At 66.1% G+C, this 18,097-nt stretch carries 12 protein-coding genes and 1 pseudogene; 9 read left to right on the top strand and 4 right to left on the bottom strand.

What is annotated here, in order from left to right:
• Nucleotides 1-21 precede the first annotated feature (21 nt).
• Nucleotides 22-1,524, bottom strand: a complete 1,503-nt coding sequence (locus tag CAL29_RS07150; protein ID WP_094852212.1) for a helix-turn-helix transcriptional regulator — start codon at nucleotides 1,522-1,524, stop codon at nucleotides 22-24.
• A 113-nt stretch (nucleotides 1,525-1,637) separates the two neighbouring features.
• Here CAL29_RS07150 and CAL29_RS31265 point away from each other — a divergent pair, with 113 nt between their 5' ends.
• Nucleotides 1,638-1,898 (top strand): hypothetical protein, encoded by a 261-nt coding sequence (locus CAL29_RS31265; protein WP_143277634.1) that lies wholly within the window; start codon nucleotides 1,638-1,640, stop codon nucleotides 1,896-1,898.
• A 1,044-nt stretch (nucleotides 1,899-2,942) separates the two neighbouring features.
• Here CAL29_RS31265 and CAL29_RS07145 read toward each other — a convergent pair.
• A pseudogene (locus CAL29_RS07145) lies at nucleotides 2,943-3,188 on the bottom strand (DUF1016 N-terminal domain-containing protein); the annotation flags it as partial.
• Nucleotides 3,185-4,384, bottom strand: coding sequence for a tyrosine-type recombinase/integrase (locus tag CAL29_RS07140; RefSeq protein WP_094852211.1), 1,200 nt, complete (start codon nucleotides 4,382-4,384; stop codon nucleotides 3,185-3,187). The gene CAL29_RS07140 and the pseudogene CAL29_RS07145, both read right to left, overlap by 4 nt.
• 88 nt (nucleotides 4,385-4,472) lie before the next feature.
• Here CAL29_RS07140 and CAL29_RS31260 point away from each other — a divergent pair, with 88 nt between their 5' ends.
• From CAL29_RS31260 to CAL29_RS07115, 6 genes are all read left to right on the top strand, one after another.
• Nucleotides 4,473-4,691 carry a hypothetical protein gene (locus tag CAL29_RS31260; RefSeq protein ID WP_143277632.1) on the top strand — a complete coding sequence of 73 codons (219 nt, stop codon included), beginning with the start codon at nucleotides 4,473-4,475 and terminating at the stop codon, nucleotides 4,689-4,691.
• Nucleotides 4,692-5,185: 494 nt separating this feature from the next.
• Entirely contained in the window at nucleotides 5,186-6,445 is a 1,260-nt protein-coding gene (locus CAL29_RS07135; protein WP_256977239.1) for an MdtA/MuxA family multidrug efflux RND transporter periplasmic adaptor subunit, read from the top strand.
• Between the two features lie 3 nt (nucleotides 6,446-6,448).
• Nucleotides 6,449-9,703, top strand: coding sequence for an efflux RND transporter permease subunit (locus CAL29_RS07130; RefSeq protein ID WP_094852209.1), 3,255 nt, complete (start codon nucleotides 6,449-6,451; stop codon nucleotides 9,701-9,703).
• Entirely contained in the window at nucleotides 9,700-12,819 is a 3,120-nt protein-coding gene (locus tag CAL29_RS07125; protein ID WP_094852208.1) for an efflux RND transporter permease subunit, read from the top strand. Before CAL29_RS07130 ends, CAL29_RS07125 begins: the two co-directional genes overlap by 4 nt.
• Nucleotides 12,820-12,824: 5 nt before the next feature.
• Nucleotides 12,825-14,327, top strand: coding sequence for an efflux transporter outer membrane subunit (locus tag CAL29_RS07120; protein ID WP_094852207.1), 1,503 nt, complete (start codon nucleotides 12,825-12,827; stop codon nucleotides 14,325-14,327).
• Between the two features lie 99 nt (nucleotides 14,328-14,426).
• Nucleotides 14,427-14,933 (top strand): YcxB family protein, encoded by a 507-nt coding sequence (locus CAL29_RS07115; protein ID WP_094852206.1) that lies wholly within the window; start codon nucleotides 14,427-14,429, stop codon nucleotides 14,931-14,933.
• A gap of 43 nt (nucleotides 14,934-14,976) precedes the next feature.
• On the opposite strand, the gene CAL29_RS07110 is transcribed toward CAL29_RS07115, so the two are convergent.
• Nucleotides 14,977-15,957: a LysR substrate-binding domain-containing protein gene (locus tag CAL29_RS07110; protein ID WP_094852205.1), complete on the bottom strand. Its 981-nt coding sequence runs from the start codon at nucleotides 15,955-15,957 to the stop codon at nucleotides 14,977-14,979.
• A 218-nt stretch (nucleotides 15,958-16,175) separates the two neighbouring features.
• On the opposite strand from CAL29_RS07110, the gene CAL29_RS07105 reads away from it, so the two are divergent.
• Both CAL29_RS07105 and CAL29_RS07100 read left to right on the top strand, forming a co-directional pair.
• Nucleotides 16,176-17,087 (top strand): transketolase, encoded by a 912-nt coding sequence (locus CAL29_RS07105; protein ID WP_094852204.1) that lies wholly within the window; start codon nucleotides 16,176-16,178, stop codon nucleotides 17,085-17,087.
• On the top strand, nucleotides 17,084-18,097 hold the full coding sequence (locus CAL29_RS07100) for a transketolase family protein (RefSeq protein WP_094852203.1): 1,014 nt from the start codon (nucleotides 17,084-17,086) through the stop codon (nucleotides 18,095-18,097). The genes CAL29_RS07105 and CAL29_RS07100 overlap by 4 nt, the downstream gene beginning before the upstream one ends.

Here is an 18,097-nt window from a genome sequence, read left to right as displayed (position 1 = left end):
ACTATTTTTTCTAGTAGTTAATTACCGGTTGGTCGAGCGCCGGGCGCGCGAAGGTTTTTCGTGCCCGACGATTCCGCGCTCCCTCGCCCAGACGATGGCGGCGCTGCGCCGATTTACCTGGAGCTTGCTGTAGAGCGAAGCGACGTGGTTGCGCACCGTATGGCGGGAAACGCTCAAGGTCTTTGCGATATCGGGATCGCTCAGACCCTGGCATACCAGGCCCAGGATCTCGCGTTCGCGGGGCGTCAGGTCGGCCAGTTCGGCTCCCGCGCTGGACGCGCCGCGCGGCTGGCGGATCTGGGCCAGTTTTTCGATCACGGTCTGGCTGAACCAGGAAGTGTCCTGCATGACGGCTTCGATGGCGGCCATCAGCTCGGTCTCGCTGCGCTTGCGCTCGGTGATGTCCTGGATGACGCCCAAGATACAGGACTGGTCCTGGATGACGACGGGTTCGGCCGACACCAGGCAGTCCAGCACCAAGCCGTCGTGGGTGCGCAGCTTGAACTCCCGGTTGCGCACTCCCGTGCCCTCCTTCAGCGTGGCCAGCGTCGGCTCGTACAGGCCGGGTTCGGTGCTCAGGCTCGCCAGCGCATTCTCCTCGCCCAGCGCATCCAGCGTATAGCCTGTCGTGTCGACGAAGGCATCATTGACCTCCAGCACACTGCCTTGCGGCGTACTCAGCACCATGGGCACGGGCGCCAGCCGGAAAGCTTTCGAGAAGCGTTCTTCGCTGTAGCGCAACGCGCTTTCCGCCTTGCGCCGCGGCTCCAGGTCGTTGAAGGTAAAAAGCATGCATTCGGCCTCGCCGACCTCTATCGGCTGGCCCGCCACGACGACCAGTTTGTCCGTGCCATCCGGCAACGGTATGCAGGTTTCCATCTGCGTGATGGTGCGGCGTTCCGTCAGGCGCTCCTCGGCATTCTGCCTCGCGGGTGAATCCCCGAGGATGTCAATTTCCTCGAAGCGATGATCGAGGACATGCTGGCGCTCGTAGCCCGTCATCTGCAAAAAGCCCTGGTTTACCTTGACGTAGCGCATGTCATCCAGCGAGCAGATGACGGCCGGAGCCGGGTTGGCGTTGAACGTCTTCTCGAAGCGCTCCTCGGCGCCATAGCGTTCGGTGACGTCCAGCAGCACCAGCACCACCCCTTCGGGCTGGCCCTGCGCATCGTTGAGAACCAGACTCCTGGCCTGATGCACCCGATAGAAATCCGGGTCGTGCGCGCAGGTGACCTCCATCACCATGTCCTTGAAGGGTTCTGCGGCCAGCGCGCGGTACATGGGATACTGGCCGGCCAGCAGTTTGCGCTGGTTGCGGTATCGCAGAGTGAAGCGCTTGCGATAACCCGAAGCCGTGCCGCCCAGTTCGGAAAGTTCGGCGGCGCCATGCATGGACAGGGCGGTGTCGTTGGCCCAAGCGATATGCCGGTCCATGTCGAGAAGGATGATGCCTTCGATCAGCCCGTCGATGATCTCCAGAAGATGCCGGCGTTCCGTGGTGAAGACGGTGGATACCTGTTTCATCGCTGCTCCGAATATGAGATTGACGATCGGGAGCATACCCCGGACGGATAAGCGAAATTTACTAGAAAAATCGGTAAGACGTGATCTGTCGGGCTTGCGGGCCGATATTTAGGATGTGGGTGCAGCGCAATGCTGCGCTCTACAACCATCAGGAGATATTCACGAACATGAACCAGCAACATGGTGACCAGAACGGCATGCCCGGCCGTACCGATCCGAACCGTCCGGACCAGGCGCCGGGCACCGTACCCGGCAAGGACGCGCCCGCGCAGCGGCCGCCCGTCCCGGGTCAACCGTCCCAGCCGGATCGAACCGAGCCGGGCCACCCGACATCGCCGAATGAACCGGATCGGATGCCGCAACCACAGGCTTGATGCACTGCGATATGTGCGCTAGAGGTGGCCGGGATTGCCGTCAAGGCAGTCGCGGCCAAGCCTGATCCGATCGAGCATACCGCGGGCCAGCCGCCAATGCGCAGGTGCTGGCCTCCTTGCCGCCTGGAGGACAATCGGCCGAACCTGTGAAGCGTCTTAAGCCGGACCCAGGGGAATCCGACGCGCGGCGGCCTGGTCGATCCTAAGGGGGCAGCGGACGTGGCCAGCGGCATCTTCCGTGTATCGAATGGCCTTGGACAGCCTGTCCCGGAAATATGGATCGGGGGTTTGTGCACCCAGCTCGGCCGCTTCGGCGCGCAGCCTCGTCAGCGTCGGTTGTGCGACGGCTGTCGTGGGCATGTAGGCGGCGCGCTCGAGCAGCCCTCTAGTTCATCCAGCTTGACCTGCGGCATCGGGGTATGATTCATCGTTGACACCTTGCTTTAGCGCGTCAGGTCGTCGCCTTGAGCGGCCAGCACCCGGGCCGCAGTGGCCTCGCGTGGGCCTTGCTACATGGCTGTGCGAGTACGGCAACCGACGGCATCAGGCCCGGACGCGGCTATGTCCCGATTGACGTAGCAAGTCGGGTAGCGGGTTTCGGCCTTGACCACTGGCTCGGGTAGCGTGTACGTCTGTTCGTCTTCGAACGAATGGTGGCCGACACTCAGGCCTACGGTCGAAACCGGGACGTCATCCGGACTCTAGGCGCGCCAGTGCGCTTCGGATTCGCCGGCACCGGCTGATGGTGCGCGCCGAGTGTGAAAAGCGGCAGGCTGAACGGCCTGGAGGCGGAGACGCGAACGAGCAGCTTCGTCGGATGCGGGGCGCGAAATCGGTGTCCATGCGACGCATCTCCTAGTGTTCAATATGCACCGATTCCTGCGGTCACGACTAGATAGATCCCCGCGCGCGTCCCCGGCCTGTGCCGGTCGCGGTTCTCCAGGTTCGCTATTCGCTCTTCCCTTACGGAATGGGCAGGGCCCGCCTTGCGTATCGCTGACTCAGGCGCGCTGGCGCTTGCTGCACACCTACCTGGCACCGGCTGCTGTTGGAGAGGGAGCGGCCTTGCTTTCCGGTCAGGGTCGGCAGGATTTCTTCGCCATAGCCGGCCCGCTGCCCGGCCAGCACTTCCGTATGGATGCGATGGCCGACGCGCCAGAACAGCAGAGTCAGTTCCGCATTGACCGCCAAGGCGGCACACTGTCGCGACACCTCGATCAGTGCCCGAATGTCGCCCAGCAGCTCCGAAGGCGCTGCGGGTGACGCGATGGACGCCTTGCGCTTGCTCATGCCAAGGTCTCCGCCGGGTACCGCGCGCCAGTGATGGCCTGGCGCCGGCTGGCCACCAACTCGGCGGCATCGCGCACCGGCTTATCCTCGGTATGGACGTAGTGCATGAACATCGCCACGGTCTTGTGGCCCGTCAGCTTCATGCCTACCTTCGTCGGTACGCCCGAATTGGCAATGTCGGTGGTCGAGCGATGGCGGATGCCGTGCGTGCCGACGTGCGGGACGCCGGCGGCCTTGAGCACTCGGCACCAGCCGCCATAGTGCTCGCCAAAGGTCAGGTGCTTGGTCGGATCGTTGGGCGACGGCAGGACGTAGGGGCAGCCTTCTCGGCGCGGCGTCGTCGAAAGCAGCCGAAAGGCTTCCTCGCTCATGGGCTTGGAAATGCCGCCGACCTTGCTGTCGGGCCACACCACCCGCCGATTCTCGAAGTCCAGCCAGCTCCATTCGAGCGGGCAGATTTCGGAGCGCCGGGCGGCAAACTCGAATTGCAGCCGTATCGCCAGCGGGATGACGTAGTTCTCCAGCCCTTCCGCCTCCAGCTTCTCCAACTGGCGGAAGATCCGCACCATTTCCTCATCCACGATGAGCCGGGTTTCCTTGCCCGGCGGGTACATCGGGACGTGGCGGCACGGATTCGTGCCGTCCGGGCGGTAGCCCCAAACTTCGGCCAGGTTGAACATCTTGCGCAGCACGCCGAAGGTCTTGTTCGCCTCGGTCGGCTTGTAGGCCAGCTTCTCCATCAGCCCGGCAATGTCGGGCCGCTTCACGTCATGCACCTTCTTGCGGCCCAGCAGCGGGATGATGTTGCGGTTGATGACGCCCTGATAGCCGTCCTGCGTGCTGGGCTTGTTGCGCTTCTTGGAGTAGTCCTCCATGAACTTCTTGCACAACTCGGCCATCGTGGGCGCCTTGCGCGCCTCGGCCTTGGCGCCGCCGGGGTCGCCGCCCCGGCGAACCTCGGCCAGCCAGTCCTGTGCCTTGACTCGTGCCTGTTCGACGGTCAGCTCCCTGTGCAGCCCCAACGAGGGCTTACGGGGCTGGCCGGAGTTCGTGCGGTACTGGAGCATGAACACCCGGCGGCCCGTCGGGGTAATCTTGCACAGGAAGCCGGGCACCACGGTATCCCGCAGTTCAACATCCTTGGCCTGGGGCTGGGCCGCCTCCACGGCGGTCTTGGTGAGCTTGATCTTTGCCATGATGACTCCTCGGAACGACCCGGATTCCAGGAGCCAGATAGGAGCGGCGCGAGGGAGAACCGGGTCAACTTTCAGAAAGCACCGGCATATGATGGACGCGCGTAAGCTATTGATAAACCTGCTGTATCGAGCTACGGCGCAGTCCAGCGAACTACCGGGCTGGAGTCATCGTGAAACAAAAAAAGGCCCCCACGCCGCGCGGCTACGCCGCTTGCTGCCCCCCGAGGGGGCTTTTTTGCCTTGGGAGCGGCCCGGCGGCAAAAAATGGCGCGCCTTGGTGGAAAGCTCCGGCGCCAAGCTGGATTGAGCGACGCGGACCACGGCATCATCGCATGCGATGTTATATCCAGTTACGTCCATGTCAGGGGAAGTCAGCATAATCCCTTCGCCCCTTGGCATTATTCGTATCCCAGGCCAAGGGGCCCATCCCTGAAGGATATTTCATGACAAAGCTTGCCGTGGTCGTCGCCATGCTTGTCTCGCTAGGCGGCTGCATCTTTCCACCGGATCATGACCATGGTCCGAGGGGCGATCCGGACCGGGGCGCCGAACGACAGCCCGGCCCTGGCGGGCAACCCGGCAGGCAGTAAGCCTGCTCCGGCCAGCGCGGAAAGCCGGTCATTCGCGATTGCTGCGTAGTTGTAAGCAACCGAAATGGCACAATGGCACGCGCGTGTGCCAGCACCGGCCGTCCGCGCGTGGCGAATTCCTTCAAGTGTCTTGCCCCGGACTCCATGCGGCGCACCTTCTGATTAGTTCCGCCCGGCCGCGGACGCGCAGCGATGCCGTCCGCATCAGCCCATGGCTCCGAGTTCCCTGGCGCTCCAGGTCCCCGACCCGTCTCAAATGACCGCGAAATCGTCAACCTTGCCGCCCCGCCGCCGAAAAAGATGGATTGCCGCGGCCATCATCGTCCTCCTCCTCGTCATCGCCGCCTATGTCCTGCATGCCCGCCTCGGCGGGCGCCCCATGCCGGCCTTCGACAACGCCACGCCGGTGCAGGCGGGCAGCACCGCCAGCGCCGACGTCCCCGTCACGCTCACCGCGCTGGGCACCGTGGTTCCCAACGCCAGCGTCACCGTCACCAGCCGCATCGACGGCCATCTGGAGGCGGTGTACTTCACCGAGGGCCAGTACGTCGAGCAAGGCCAGTTGCTGGCGCAGATCGACACCCGCCCCTACCAGGCCGAACTCGCCCAGTACCAGGGCACCCTGGCCGAGAACCAGGCCCTGCTGGCCAACGCCCAGCTCACCCTGGCGCGCTATGAACGGCTCTACGCCAAGGATTCGCTGGCGCGACAGGACCTGGACACCCAGCGGGCCACGGCGCGCCAGTACGAGGGGGCGGTCAAGTCCGCCAAGGGCCAGATCCAGACGGCCCAGCTCAATATCGACTACGGCCGCATCACCGCGCCCGTCGCCGGCTACGTCGGCCTGCGCCAGGTCGACCCCGGCAATATGGTCCATTCCAGCGATACCGGCGGCATCGTCACCATCACCCAGACCCATCCCATCGCCGTCACCTTCAGCATCCCGCAGGGCAATCTCAAATCCGTGCTGACGCCGCTGCGCCAGGGCCGCGCCCTGCCCGTGACGGCGCTGGACCAGCAGGGCAGCCAGCCCGTCGCCACCGGCCGGGTGCAGTTCATCAGCAACGAAATCGACACCAGCACCGGCAGCGTGCAGCTCAAGGCGCTGTTCGACAACACCGACGACGCGCTCTACCCCAACCAGTTCGTCAACGTCCGCCTGCAGGTCGATACCCTGAAGAACGCGGTGCTGGCGCCGGCCGCGGCGGTGCAGTTGAGCGACACGGGCAAGTTCGTGTTCGTCATCGGCGCCGACGATACCGTCAAGCGCCAGGCGATCACCACGGGCCCGACGGCCGAGGACGGGCGCATCGTCATCGCCCAGGGGGTGCAGGCCGGCGCGCGCGTGGTCACGCAAGGGGTCGATTCGCTGAGCGACGGCAGCAAGGTAAAGGTGGTGCAGCCCCAGAAGGTCGATGCCGCCGAACTGCAGAATGCGTCGAGCCGGCGCGCCGGCCCCCCGGGACACTGACGCATGAACCCGTCCAGCCTGTTCATCCGGCGGCCCGTGGCGACGCTGCTGCTGATGATCGCGGTATTGCTAAGCGGCATGTTCGCTTATCGCACGCTGTCGATCTCGGCCCTGCCGCAAGTGGATTACCCGACCATCCAGGTCACCACGCTGTACCCGGGCGCCGGGCCCGAGGTCATGACCAGCGCGGTGACCGCGCCGCTGGAGCGGCAACTGGGCCAGATGGCCGGGCTGGCGCAGATGTACTCCACCAGTTCGGGCGGCGCCTCGGTCATCACGCTGAAATTCAACCTGGACCTGTCGCTGGACGTGGCCGAGCAGGAAGTGCAGGCGGCCATCAACGCCGCCAACAACCTGCTGCCGTCGGCCTTGCCCAACCCGCCCACCTATAAGAAGGTGAATCCGGCGGACACGGCGGTGCTGACGCTGGCCGCCACCTCCGATTCCCTGCCCCTGACCCAGGTGCAGGACCTGGTCAACACGCGCGTGGCGCTCAAGCTGTCGCAGGTCTCCGGCGTCGGCCTGGTCAGCCTGGCCGGCGGCCAGCAGATGGCGATCCGCGTGCGCGCCAATCCCGACGCCCTCGCCGCGCACGGCCTGACGCTGGCGGATGTCTATACCGTCATCAACAACAGCAACGTCAACGGCTCCAAGGGCGGCTTCGACGGCCCCGACCACTCGGTCACCATCGACGCCAACGACCAGTTGCACGACGCCGCCGAATACGGCGGCCTGGTGGTGGCCTACGAGGACGGCAAGGCCCTGCTGCTGCGCGATGTCGCCACCATCGACCAGGCCCCGGAAAACCTCTACCAGGCCGCCTGGGCCGGCAACAAGCCCGCCATCGTGGTCAACATCCAGCGCCAGCCCGGCGCCAACGTGGTGCAGGTGGTGGACAGCATCAAGGCCATCCTGCCGACCTTGCAGCAGAGCCTGCCGGGCGCGGTCAAGCTGGAAGTGCTGGCCGACCGCACCCAGACCATCCGCGCCTCCATCGCCGACGTGCAATTCGAACTGATGCTGTCGGTGGCGCTGGTGGTCATGGTGTCCTTCCTTTTCCTGCGCACCGTCTCGGCCACGCTGATCCCCAGCGTGGCCGTGCCGCTGTCGCTGGTCGGCACGTTCGGCGTGATGTACCTGGCCGGCTTCTCGCTGAACAACCTGACGCTGATGGCGCTCACCATCGCCACCGGCTTCGTCATAGACGACGCCATCGTGGTGGTGGAGAACATCCAGCGCCACCTGGAAGACGGCGATGCGCCCATGGAAGCGGCGTTCAAGGGCTCGCGCGAAATCGGCTTCACCATCATCTCGCTGACCTTCTCGCTGATCGCGGTGCTCATCCCCCTGCTGTTCATGAGCGACGTGGTGGGCCGCCTGTTCCGCGAATTCTCCATCACCCTGGCGGTGTCCATCCTGGTGTCGATGCTGGTGTCGCTGACGCTCACGCCCATGCTCTGCGCCTACCTGCTGCGCCACACGCCGCCGGAGCAGGAAGGCCGCTTCGCGCGCTGGAGCGGCGCCGGCTTCGAACGCCTGCTGCATGCCTACGAACGCGCCCTGGTCTGGGTGCTGGCGCATACGCGCCTGACGCTGCTGGTGGCGGCGGCCACGCTGGTGTTCACCGGCCTGCTCTACCTGGCCGTGCCCAAGGGCTTCTTCCCGCAGCAGGATACGGGACAGTTGCAAGGCATCACCACCGCGCCGCAAAACCTGTCTTTCGCGGAAATGTCGCGCCGCCAGCAGGCGCTGACGGCCGTGCTGCTACAGGATCCCGCCGTGCAGACGATCTCCTCCATCGTCGGGGTGGACGGCGCCAACAACACCTCGCTCAGCAACGGCCGCCTGCAGATCGAGCTCAAGCCGTTTTCCGAGCGGGACGACCGCGCGCCGGCCGTGATCGAGCGGTTGCGCGCGGCGGCGACGCAAGTGCCCGGCATCACGCTGTACCTGACCGCCAGCCAGGACCTGAGCGTGGACGACCAGGTCACGCCCAGCCAATATCAACTGACCCTGGATACGCCCACGCAGGCCGACCTGGAGACCTGGGCGCCGCGCCTGACCGCGGCGCTGGCCAAGCGGCCGGAATTGCGCGAGGTGACGAACAATCTGCAAAACAGCAGCCCGGTGGCCTACGTCAACATCGACCGCGCGGCCGCCGCGCGCTACGGCCTGACGGCCTCCGACGTCGATACCGCGCTGTACAACGCCTACGGCCAGCGGCTGGTGTCCACCATCTTCACGCAGGCCAACCAGTACCGCGTGGTGCTGGAAGTGGATCCGCGCTATCGCCTGGACCCGGCGGCCTTCCAGCATCTCTACCTGGCCAATGCCGGCGGGTCGGGCAGCAGTTCGTCCTCCAGCAGTTCGTCCTCCAGCAGTTCGTCCTCCAGCAGCTCGGCCAGCGGGACCGGCAGCAGCACGACCACGACTACCACCAGCACCAGCGGCAGCACCTCCACCGGCACGACGTCCGGCAATACCGCCATGGTGCGCCTGAGCAACATCGCCCGGATCGAGGAACGCGTCGGCTACCAGGTCCGCGCGCGCCTGAACCAGACGCCGGCGGCGACGCTGTCGTTCAACCTCGCTTCGGGCCAGTCCCTGGAAAACGCGCGCGAGGCCGTCACGCAAGCCGTGCGGGACATCGGCATGCCCGACACCATCATGCTGCGCTACCAGGGCGCGGCGCAGGCGTTCACGACCTCCACCAGCAATACGCCGTGGCTGATCCTGGCGGCGGTGATCACCATGTACATCGTGCTGGGCGTGCTGTACGAAAGCTGGGTGCACCCGGTGACGGTGCTGTCGACCCTGCCCTCGGCGGCCATCGGCGCCCTGCTGGCGCTGCTGCTGACGGGGTCGGACTTCAGCCTGATCGCGCTGATCGGCGTGATCCTGCTGATCGGCATCGTCAAGAAGAACGCCATCATGATGATCGACTTCGCCCTTCAGGCGCAGCATGAGGGCAAGTCCGCGCGCGAGGCCATCCAGCAGGCCTGCCTGCTGCGCTTCCGGCCCATCCTGATGACCACCATGGCGGCGCTGCTGGGCGCGGTGCCGTTGATGCTGGCCACCGGCTCGGGCGCGGAGCTGCGCCGCCCGCTGGGCCTGGTCATCGTCGGCGGCCTGCTGTTCAGCCAACTGCTCACGCTGTTCACCACGCCGGTGATCTATCTGTTGTTCGACCGGCTCAGCGCGTCCGTCAAGCGGCGCTGGCACGGCGCGCCCGCGGCTGACCGGAGCGGGCCGGCATGAACCTGTCGCGCCCCTTCATCCTGCGGCCCGTCGCCACGCTGCTGTTGAGCCTGGCGCTGACGCTGCTGGGCGCGCTGGCCTACCGCATGCTGCCCGTCGCGCCGCTGCCGCAGGTGGACTTCCCCACCATCCTGGTGCAGGCCAGCCTCGCGGGGGCCAGCCCGGAGACCATGGCGGCGACGGTGGCCGCGCCGCTGGAGCGCGCCATGGGGCAGATCGCCGGCATCACCGAAATGACCTCGACCAGCTCGCAGGGATCGAGCAGCATCATCATCCAGTTCGACCTGGACCGCGACATCGACGGCGCCGCCCGCGACGTGCAGGCCGCCATCAATGCCGCGCGCAGCCTGCTGCCCAGCAGCATGAAAACGCTGCCCACCTACCGCAAGGCCAATCCGTCCGACGCGCCCATCCTGCTGCTGGCGCTCACCTCCAACACGCTGGACAAGGGCCAACTGTACGACCTGGCGTCCAGCAAGCTGCAACAGCGCATCGCCCAGGTGCAGGGCGTGGGCGAGGTGTCGCTGCTGGGCAGCGCGCTGCCGGCGGTGCGCATCGAATTGCAGCCCCAGCAGCTCTCCCAATACGGCATCTCGCTGGACACGGTGCGCGCGGCCGTGGCCAACGCCACCACCAATCTGCCCAAGGGCGAGCTGTCGGGCGACGACCTGCACTGGTGGATCGACGGCAACGGCCAGTTGACCCGGGCCAGCGACTACCAAGGCCTGGTGATCAGCTACCGCAACGGCGCGGCGGTGAAACTGTCGGACGTGGCGCGCGTCTACGACTCGGTGCAGGACCTGTACGTGGCCGGCTACTACAACAGCCAGCCCGCCGTCATCATGGGCGTGACGCGCTCGTCGGGCGCCAATATGCTGGCGACCATCGACGCGATCAAGGCCCAGATGCCGATTCTCCAGGAAATGCTGCCCGCCGGCGTCAGCCTGAGCGTGGCCATGGACCGGTCGCCCACCATCCGCGACTCGCTGCGCGAAACCGAGGCCACGCTGGCGATCTCCATCCTGCTGGTGATCGCCGTGGTGTTCACCTTCCTGCGCAATGCCCGCGCCGTGCTCATCCCCGCCGTGGCCCTGCCGATCTCGCTGATCGGCACCTGCTCGGCCATGTACCTGCTGGGCTACAGCCTGGACACGCTTTCGCTGATGGCGCTGATCATCTCCACCGGCTTCGTGGTGGACGACGCCATCGTCGTCCTGGAGAACATCAGCCGGCACCTGGAGGAAGGCGCCAGCCCCATGGAGGCGACGCTGCAAGGCAGCAAGGAAGTCGGCTTCACCGTGCTGTCGATGACGGTGTCGCTGATCGCCGTCTTCATTCCCCTGCTGCTCATGGGCAGCATCGTCGGCCGCCTGTTCCGTGAATTCGCCGTGACGTTGTCGGTGTCGCTGCTGCTGTCCATGCTGATATCGCTCACGCTGACGCCCATGCTGTGCGCGCGCCTGCTGCGGCCGCGGCCGGCGGACGCGCCGCCGGCCACCGACAACCGCCTGTACCGCGCCATCGAGCGCACCCTGGAATGGGTGGCGCGAAGCTACGCCGCCAGCCTGGCCTGGGTGATGCGGCACAAGCGCCTGACGCTCTTCAGCCTGGTCCTGACGGTGGCGTTCAACCTGTTCCTGTACACGGTCGTGCAGAAAGGCTTCTTTCCCGACCAGGACACCGGCATGCTGATGGGCCAGATGCGCGCCGACCAGAATACGTCCTTCCAGGCGCTGCATCCCAAGCTGCTGGCCTTCAGCAAGCTGATCCAGCAGGATCCGGACGTCGAGGCGGTGCTGTCGGCCACCGGCGGCGGCGGCTTCGGCTCGCGCAACACCGGCAACTTCTTCGTGCGCCTGAAGGACAGCAGCGAACGCAGCGACGCCGCCACGCAGGTCGCCAACCGGCTCACCCGCCAGGCCGCGGGCGTGCCGGGCGCCTCGCTGTTCCTCATGGCCGGCCAGGACCTGCACATCGGCGGCCGCAGCGCCAACGCCGCCTATCAGTACAGCCTGCAATCCGACGACCTCGACACCCTGCGCGCCTGGACGCCCAAGGTCTACGCCGTGCTGCGCAAGCTGCCGCAACTGACCAGCGTGGACAGCGACGCCCAGAGCGGCGGCCAGGAAGTCAAGCTGGTCATCGACCGCCAGGCCGCGCGGCGCCACGGCCTGAACGTGGAGGACATCGACACCTTCCTCAACAACGCCTTCAGCCAACGCCAGATCGCCACCCAGTACCAGACGCTGAACCAGTACTACACCATTCTCGGCCTGGCGCCCGCCTACACCCAGACGCCAGCCGTGCTGGACCAGTTGTTCGTGCTCAATGGCGACGGCGACGCCGTTCCGCTGTCGGCCTTCGCGCGCGTGGAAAGCGGCAACGCGCCCCTGTCGGTGGCGCACCAGAACCAGATGGCCACCTCGACCATCGCTTTCAACCTGGCCGACGGCGTCTCGCTGGAGCAGGCCAAGGCCGCCATCGACGCGGCGGTCGTCGGCCTGGGGCTGCCCACTACCGTGCACGGGAGCCTGCAAGGCACGGCCAAGGCCTACGAGTCGCTGGTCGCCAGCATGCCCTGGCTGATCGCGGCGGCGCTGCTGGCGGTGTACATCGTCCTGGGCATGCTCTACGAGAGCTGGATCCATCCGATCACCATCCTTTCCACCCTGCCCTCGGCCGGCGTGGGCGCGCTGCTGCTGTTGCTGGCCACCGGCACGCAACTGACGGTCATCGCCCTGATCGGCATCCTGCTGCTGATCGGCATCGTCAAGAAGAACGCCATCCTGATGATCGACTTCGCCCTGCACGCCGAGCGCGAACGCAAGCTGCCGCCCGAACAGGCCATCCTGGAAGCCTGCCGCATGCGCCTGCGCCCCATCCTGATGACCACGCTCGCCGCCTTTTTCGGCGCGCTGCCCATGGTATTGCAGACCGGCGGCGACGCCGGGCTGCGACGCCCCCTGGGCCTGGCCATCTGCGGGGGCCTGGCGCTCAGCCAGCTCCTGACGCTCTACACCACGCCCGTCGTCTACGTGTACCTGGATCGCCTGGGCGCCGCCGCCAGGCGCTCCTGGCTCGGCCGCCGCGCCCCCGACCCCGCCCGCGAGAACTGACCGCCATGCCCGCGCCCCTCCTCACCGCCCGCCTGCGCCCGCTGGCCCTGGCCTGCCTGCTGGCCCTGGCGGCCACCGGCTGCACCGTCGGCCCCGACTACCGCCGTCCGACGGTCGACATGCCCGTCGCCTACAAGGAAGCCGCGGGCTGGAAACCCGCCACGCCAAGCGACGACCAGCCGCGCGCCGCCTGGTGGACGCGCTACGGCGATCCGACGCTGGACGCGCTGATGCCGCAGGTGGAGATTTCCAACCAGAACGTCGCCCAGTATGCCGCGCAGTACGCGCAGGCCCAGGCGCTGGTCAGCCAGGCGCGGGCCGGCTTCTTTCCGACCTTGACGGGGACGGTGAGCGGCACCCGCAGCGGCTCGGGCAGCGGCAGCTACGCCACCGGCACCAGCAGCAGCGCCTCGGGCGCCCGCGTTTCCAACGAAGTGTCCGCCTCGCTCGGCCTGAGCTGGGAACTGGACCTGTGGGGCAAGCTGCGCCGCACCTATGAGGAACAACAGGCCAGCGCCCAGGCCAGCCTGGCCGACCTGGTCAACGCGGTGCTGAGCGCGCAGTCCTCTCTCGCGCAGGACTATTTCTCGCTGCGCATTCTCGACGAGCGCATCGATCTGTACGAGCAGACCATACGGGCCTATGCGCAATACCTGCGGGTCATCGAGAACAAGTACGCCGACAGCCAGGTCTCGCGCGCGGACGTCGCGCAGGCGCGGAACCAGCTCGAGTCCGCCAAGGCATCGGTGCAGGACCTGGCCTGGCAGCGCGCGCAGTACGAGCACGCCATCGCCATCCTGATCGGCAAGGCGCCGGCCGCCTTCAGCCTGCCGCGCGCCACCGGCACGGCGCTGCGCCTGCCCGACATCCCGGTGGGGCTGGCGTCCACCCTGCTGGAACGGCGGCCGGACATCGCGGCCGCCGAACGCGCGGTGGCTTCCGCCAACGCCGCCATCGGCGTGGCGATCGCGGCCTATTTCCCCGACCTGACGCTGAGCGCCAGCGGGGGCTTCGAGAACAGCAGCGCGCACAAGCTGTTCACCGTGCCTTACCGTTTCTGGTCCATCGGCCCGTCCTTCAGCCAGACCCTGTTCGACTTCGGCGCCACGCAGGCCCAGGTGGCCCAGGCGCGCGCCAGCTACGACGCCGCCGTCGCCGGCTATCGCCAGACCGTGCTGACCGCCTTGGGCGAGGTGGAGGACTATCTCGCCAAGCTGCGCATCCTGGATGGCGAACTGGCCTCGCAGCAGCGAGCGGCCGAGGCTGCCATCGAATCGGCGCGCGTCACCCGCGACCAGTATGACGAAGGCATGATCGACTATCTGGACGTGGCAACCACCGAAGCCACCAGCCTCAGCGCGCAGCAAAGCCTGTGGCAGTTGAAAGGGACCCAATTGACCACCAGCGTGCAATTGATCGTGGCGCTGGGCGGGGGCTGGAACGGCACGAATCCCACGCTGCCGGCAAGCGTGGAGCAAGAAGCGCCGGGGACGGCGCAAGGCAAATGATTTCGGCCCGCGGCGTGCGCATCCCTGCGCGCCGCGTTTCCGGCGGTGAAGTGTGTGTGACCCCGTCCATTCTTTCCGCGTCTTCACTAGCGAACAGTCATGACATCCACCACCACTTACCAAGTCAGGTATACGGAGAACATAGTGCGCGATGCCGTGCGCACCTATCTCTGGAGGCGCGGGATCGCCGGACAGAAATTGCTGTGGACCCTCGAAATTCTCATGATTGCCGTATTGGCCTTTTTGCTGGTCAACGGCGATCGCGACTGGGTCGTCGGCGCGCTGGCGGTTGGCGCCTTGTTGCCACCGATTTTTCTCCTGACGATGTGGTTGGCGCACTATCGCAACACCGTCGGCCAATTCCACCGCATGTCCACACCCACGGCCGAGATTGCGCTACGGGAGGATGGCCTGGACATCCGTTCCGAACTGGGCGCGAGCCGGCTGGCCTGGTCCGCGTTCATGGAAATCTGGGAGAGGCCGGGCTACTGGATACTCTTCATGGGGCCGGGTCAATTCATGACCTTTCCGACCGCCGCGCTTCCGGACGATGCGCTGGCATTTGTGCGCGCCAGGATCGGCGCGGCGCCCGCGCGGCCCGTCTGACGACAATCCGCGGCACAAGCGCAGCGCGCCTTGCCCGCCCGTGCTAGCCGCCCGGACCGAGGCTCGCCGCATCCTGGTCTTGATCCCCCCTGTCCGAAGCGGCTTCGGGCGCTTCCGCCGGCGACGCTCCCGCGTAGACGTCCACCCGGAGTTCGCGTAGCAGCCAGCGCTTGAAGGTCTCGAACGACTCGTGGCGGTGGCGGCGCCGGGGATGGACCAGGTAATGGCCGACATACTCCAGCTCCCGCGTGCAGCCGGCAAGGGGCCGGACCAGGGCGCCACGATTCAGCTCCCGTTCCGCCAGCAAGGTGGATTCGAGCACGACGCCGAGTCCGTCGGTCGCCGCCGCGATCGCCATGGAACTGCGGTCGAACCGCAATCCGTAGTGCGTCGGCGGCGCAAGGTGGTTGGTCTCGAACCAGCCTTTCCACTGGAAAAGCTGGACTTCGCACTGGATCAACGGCTGCAGATACAGGTCCTCGGGCACGCGGATGCGCTGCGCGAGCTCGGGCGAGCACAGCGGCGCGAGCCCCTCCACCGCGAGCGGAATCTTTTCGTGCGGCGATGGCGTGGGTTCGCCGTACACGATGTCGAGATCGAAATCGTCGTCGAAACGGGCGTATTCGGTGCTGGCGGAAAAACGCAGGTCGATGTTCGGATGCTCCCGAACGAAGCCGGCCAGGCGTGGAAGCAGCCACTGCGTGGCAAAGCTCGGCGCCGTATGCAATCGCAATGGGATGGCCTGCTCGCTTTTCACCATGGCGAAGCCACGCTGGATTTCGTCGATACCGCGCTGCACGTACTCCAGCAGGATTGCGCCCTCGCGGGTCAGCCTGACTTCGCGCGTGCTGCGCTCGAAGAGCCGCAAGCCGACCATTTCCTCGAGCTTGCGCACGGAATGGCTGACCGCGCTGGGGGAAAGGTTCAACTCGCGCGCCGCGACGGCAAAGGAAGCCGAACGCCCGGCCGCCTCGAAAATGCGCACGAACGGGAGCGGCACCTTCCGCAGGTTCAAATCGTTCATTGATGAATTCAGTTCACGAGCTGCTGCAATATTTTCTTTTGTCATGGGCAAAAAGCCGCATATACAGTAACACCACTTCGAACCCACACCGTCGATTGTTGAACTGCAATCGTGCATGGAACGCGAGCGGACGCTCGAGCGGCCCACCCGGGCCGCCAGGAGACAGGATTCATGCAAGCGGTTGTCGAAGTGATTTCGCATCCCTCCAGGAAACGACCATGACAACGACTCTCGAAGCCAGTCCCCAGGCTGGCTCGACACTGGCGAAACTCGCCGACGCCGCATACCGCATCCGCCGCTACGCGCTCCGGATGGGCGAAGTGCAAGGCCAGGGCTACATCGGCCAGGCGCTAGGCTACGCGGACGTACTCGCCACGGCTTACGCCCACGCCATGACCTTCCGCCCGGACGAGCCCGAATGGGAAGGCCGCGACCGCTTCCTGCTCTCGCACGGCCACTACGCCATCGCGTTCTATGCCGCGCTGATCGAAGCGAAGATCATCCCCGAAGAAGAACTGGAAACCTACGGTTCGGACGACAGCCGCCTGCCGATGTCCGGCATGGCCACCTATACGCCCGGCATGGAAATGTCCGGCGGTTCGCTCGGCCAGGGCCTGACGATCGCCGTCGGCGTGGCGCTGGGCCTGCGCCTGAAGAACAATCCCGCGTTCGTCTACAACTCGATGTCGGACGGCGAACTCGACGAAGGCGCGACCTGGGAAGCCGCCATGTCCGCCGCCCATCACAAGCTGGGCAACCTCATCGCCATCGTCGACATCAACCGCCAGCAGGCCGACGGCGTCTCCCACGAAGTGCTGGGTTTCGAGCCGCTCGCGGACAAATGGGCGTCGTTCGGCTGGCACGTGGAACGCGTCGACGGCAACGACCTGCCCACAGTGGTCGAAGCCTTCGACCGCTGCCGTCGTCTCGCGCAAGCCAAACCCCGCGTGATCCTGTGCGACACGCTGATGGGCAAGGGCGTGCCCTTCCTCGAAACCCGCGAGAAGAACCACTTCATTCGTGTCGAGGCGGACGAATGGCAGCACGCGATCGACGTCCTCGACCGGCTGCATGCGGAAAAGCAGGCGCAAGGCGCAGCGCACGGAGCAACACAAGGAGCAGCACGATGAGCAACGCGATCGAAAAAACGATGGAAAAAAAGCCGCGTCTCACGACCTCGGCGATGATCGCGTCGATCGCCGGCGAAGGCCAGCGCACGCAACCCGCGCCGTTCGGGCACGCGCTCGCGGCCGAAGCGGACGTGCGCCGGAATATCGTCGGCATGACGGCGGATCTTTCGAAATACACGGACCTTCATATCTTCGCGCAAGCGCATCCGCAGCGCTTCTTCCAGATGGGCATGGCCGAGCAACTGCTCATGGGCGCGGCGGGCGGCATGGCGAAGGAAGGCTTCATCCCGTTCGCCACGACGTACGCCGTGTTCGCCACGCGCCGCGCGTACGACTTCATTCACCAGGTGATCGCCGAAGAACATCTGAACGTGAAGATCTGCGCGGCGCTTCCGGGCCTGACCACCGGCTACGGGCCCAGCCACCAGGCCACGGAAGACATCGCGATGATGCGCGGCATTCCGGGCATGACCATCGTGGATCCGTGCGATGCCATCGACACCGAACAGGCCGTGGGCGCCATCGCCGCGCACGATGGTCCGGTGTACATGCGCCTGCTGCGCGGCAAGGTGCCGGCGGTGCTGGACGACTACGACTACACGTTCGAGCTCGGCAAGGCGAAGCTGCTGCGCGACGGCAAGGACGTACTCGTCATTTCGAGCGGCATCATGACGATGCGCGCCCTGGAAACCGCGAAGCTGCTGGACGACGGCTCGGCAAGCGTCGGCGTGCTGCACGTGCCGACCATCAAGCCGCTCGACGAAGCCACGATCATCGAGCAATGCAGCAAGCCGGGCCGCCTCGTGATCGTCGCGGAAAACCATAGCGCGGTCGGCGGCCTCGGGGAAGCCGTGGCCAGCACGCTGATGCGCGCCCGCGTGACGCCCGAATTCCGCCAGATCGCCCTGCCCGACCGCTTCCTCGACGCGGGCGCGCTGCCGACGCTGCATGACCGCTATGGAATCTCGAGCGCGGTCATGGTTGAAAACATCAAACAATGGATCGGGTAG

Source organism: Bordetella genomosp. 10 (assembly GCF_002261225.1).
Taxonomy (GTDB): Bacteria; Pseudomonadota; Gammaproteobacteria; order Burkholderiales; family Burkholderiaceae_B; genus Bordetella_C.
The sequence above is the reverse complement of the archived record's forward strand: the minus strand, read 5'-3'. Positions and strand labels throughout refer to the sequence as shown.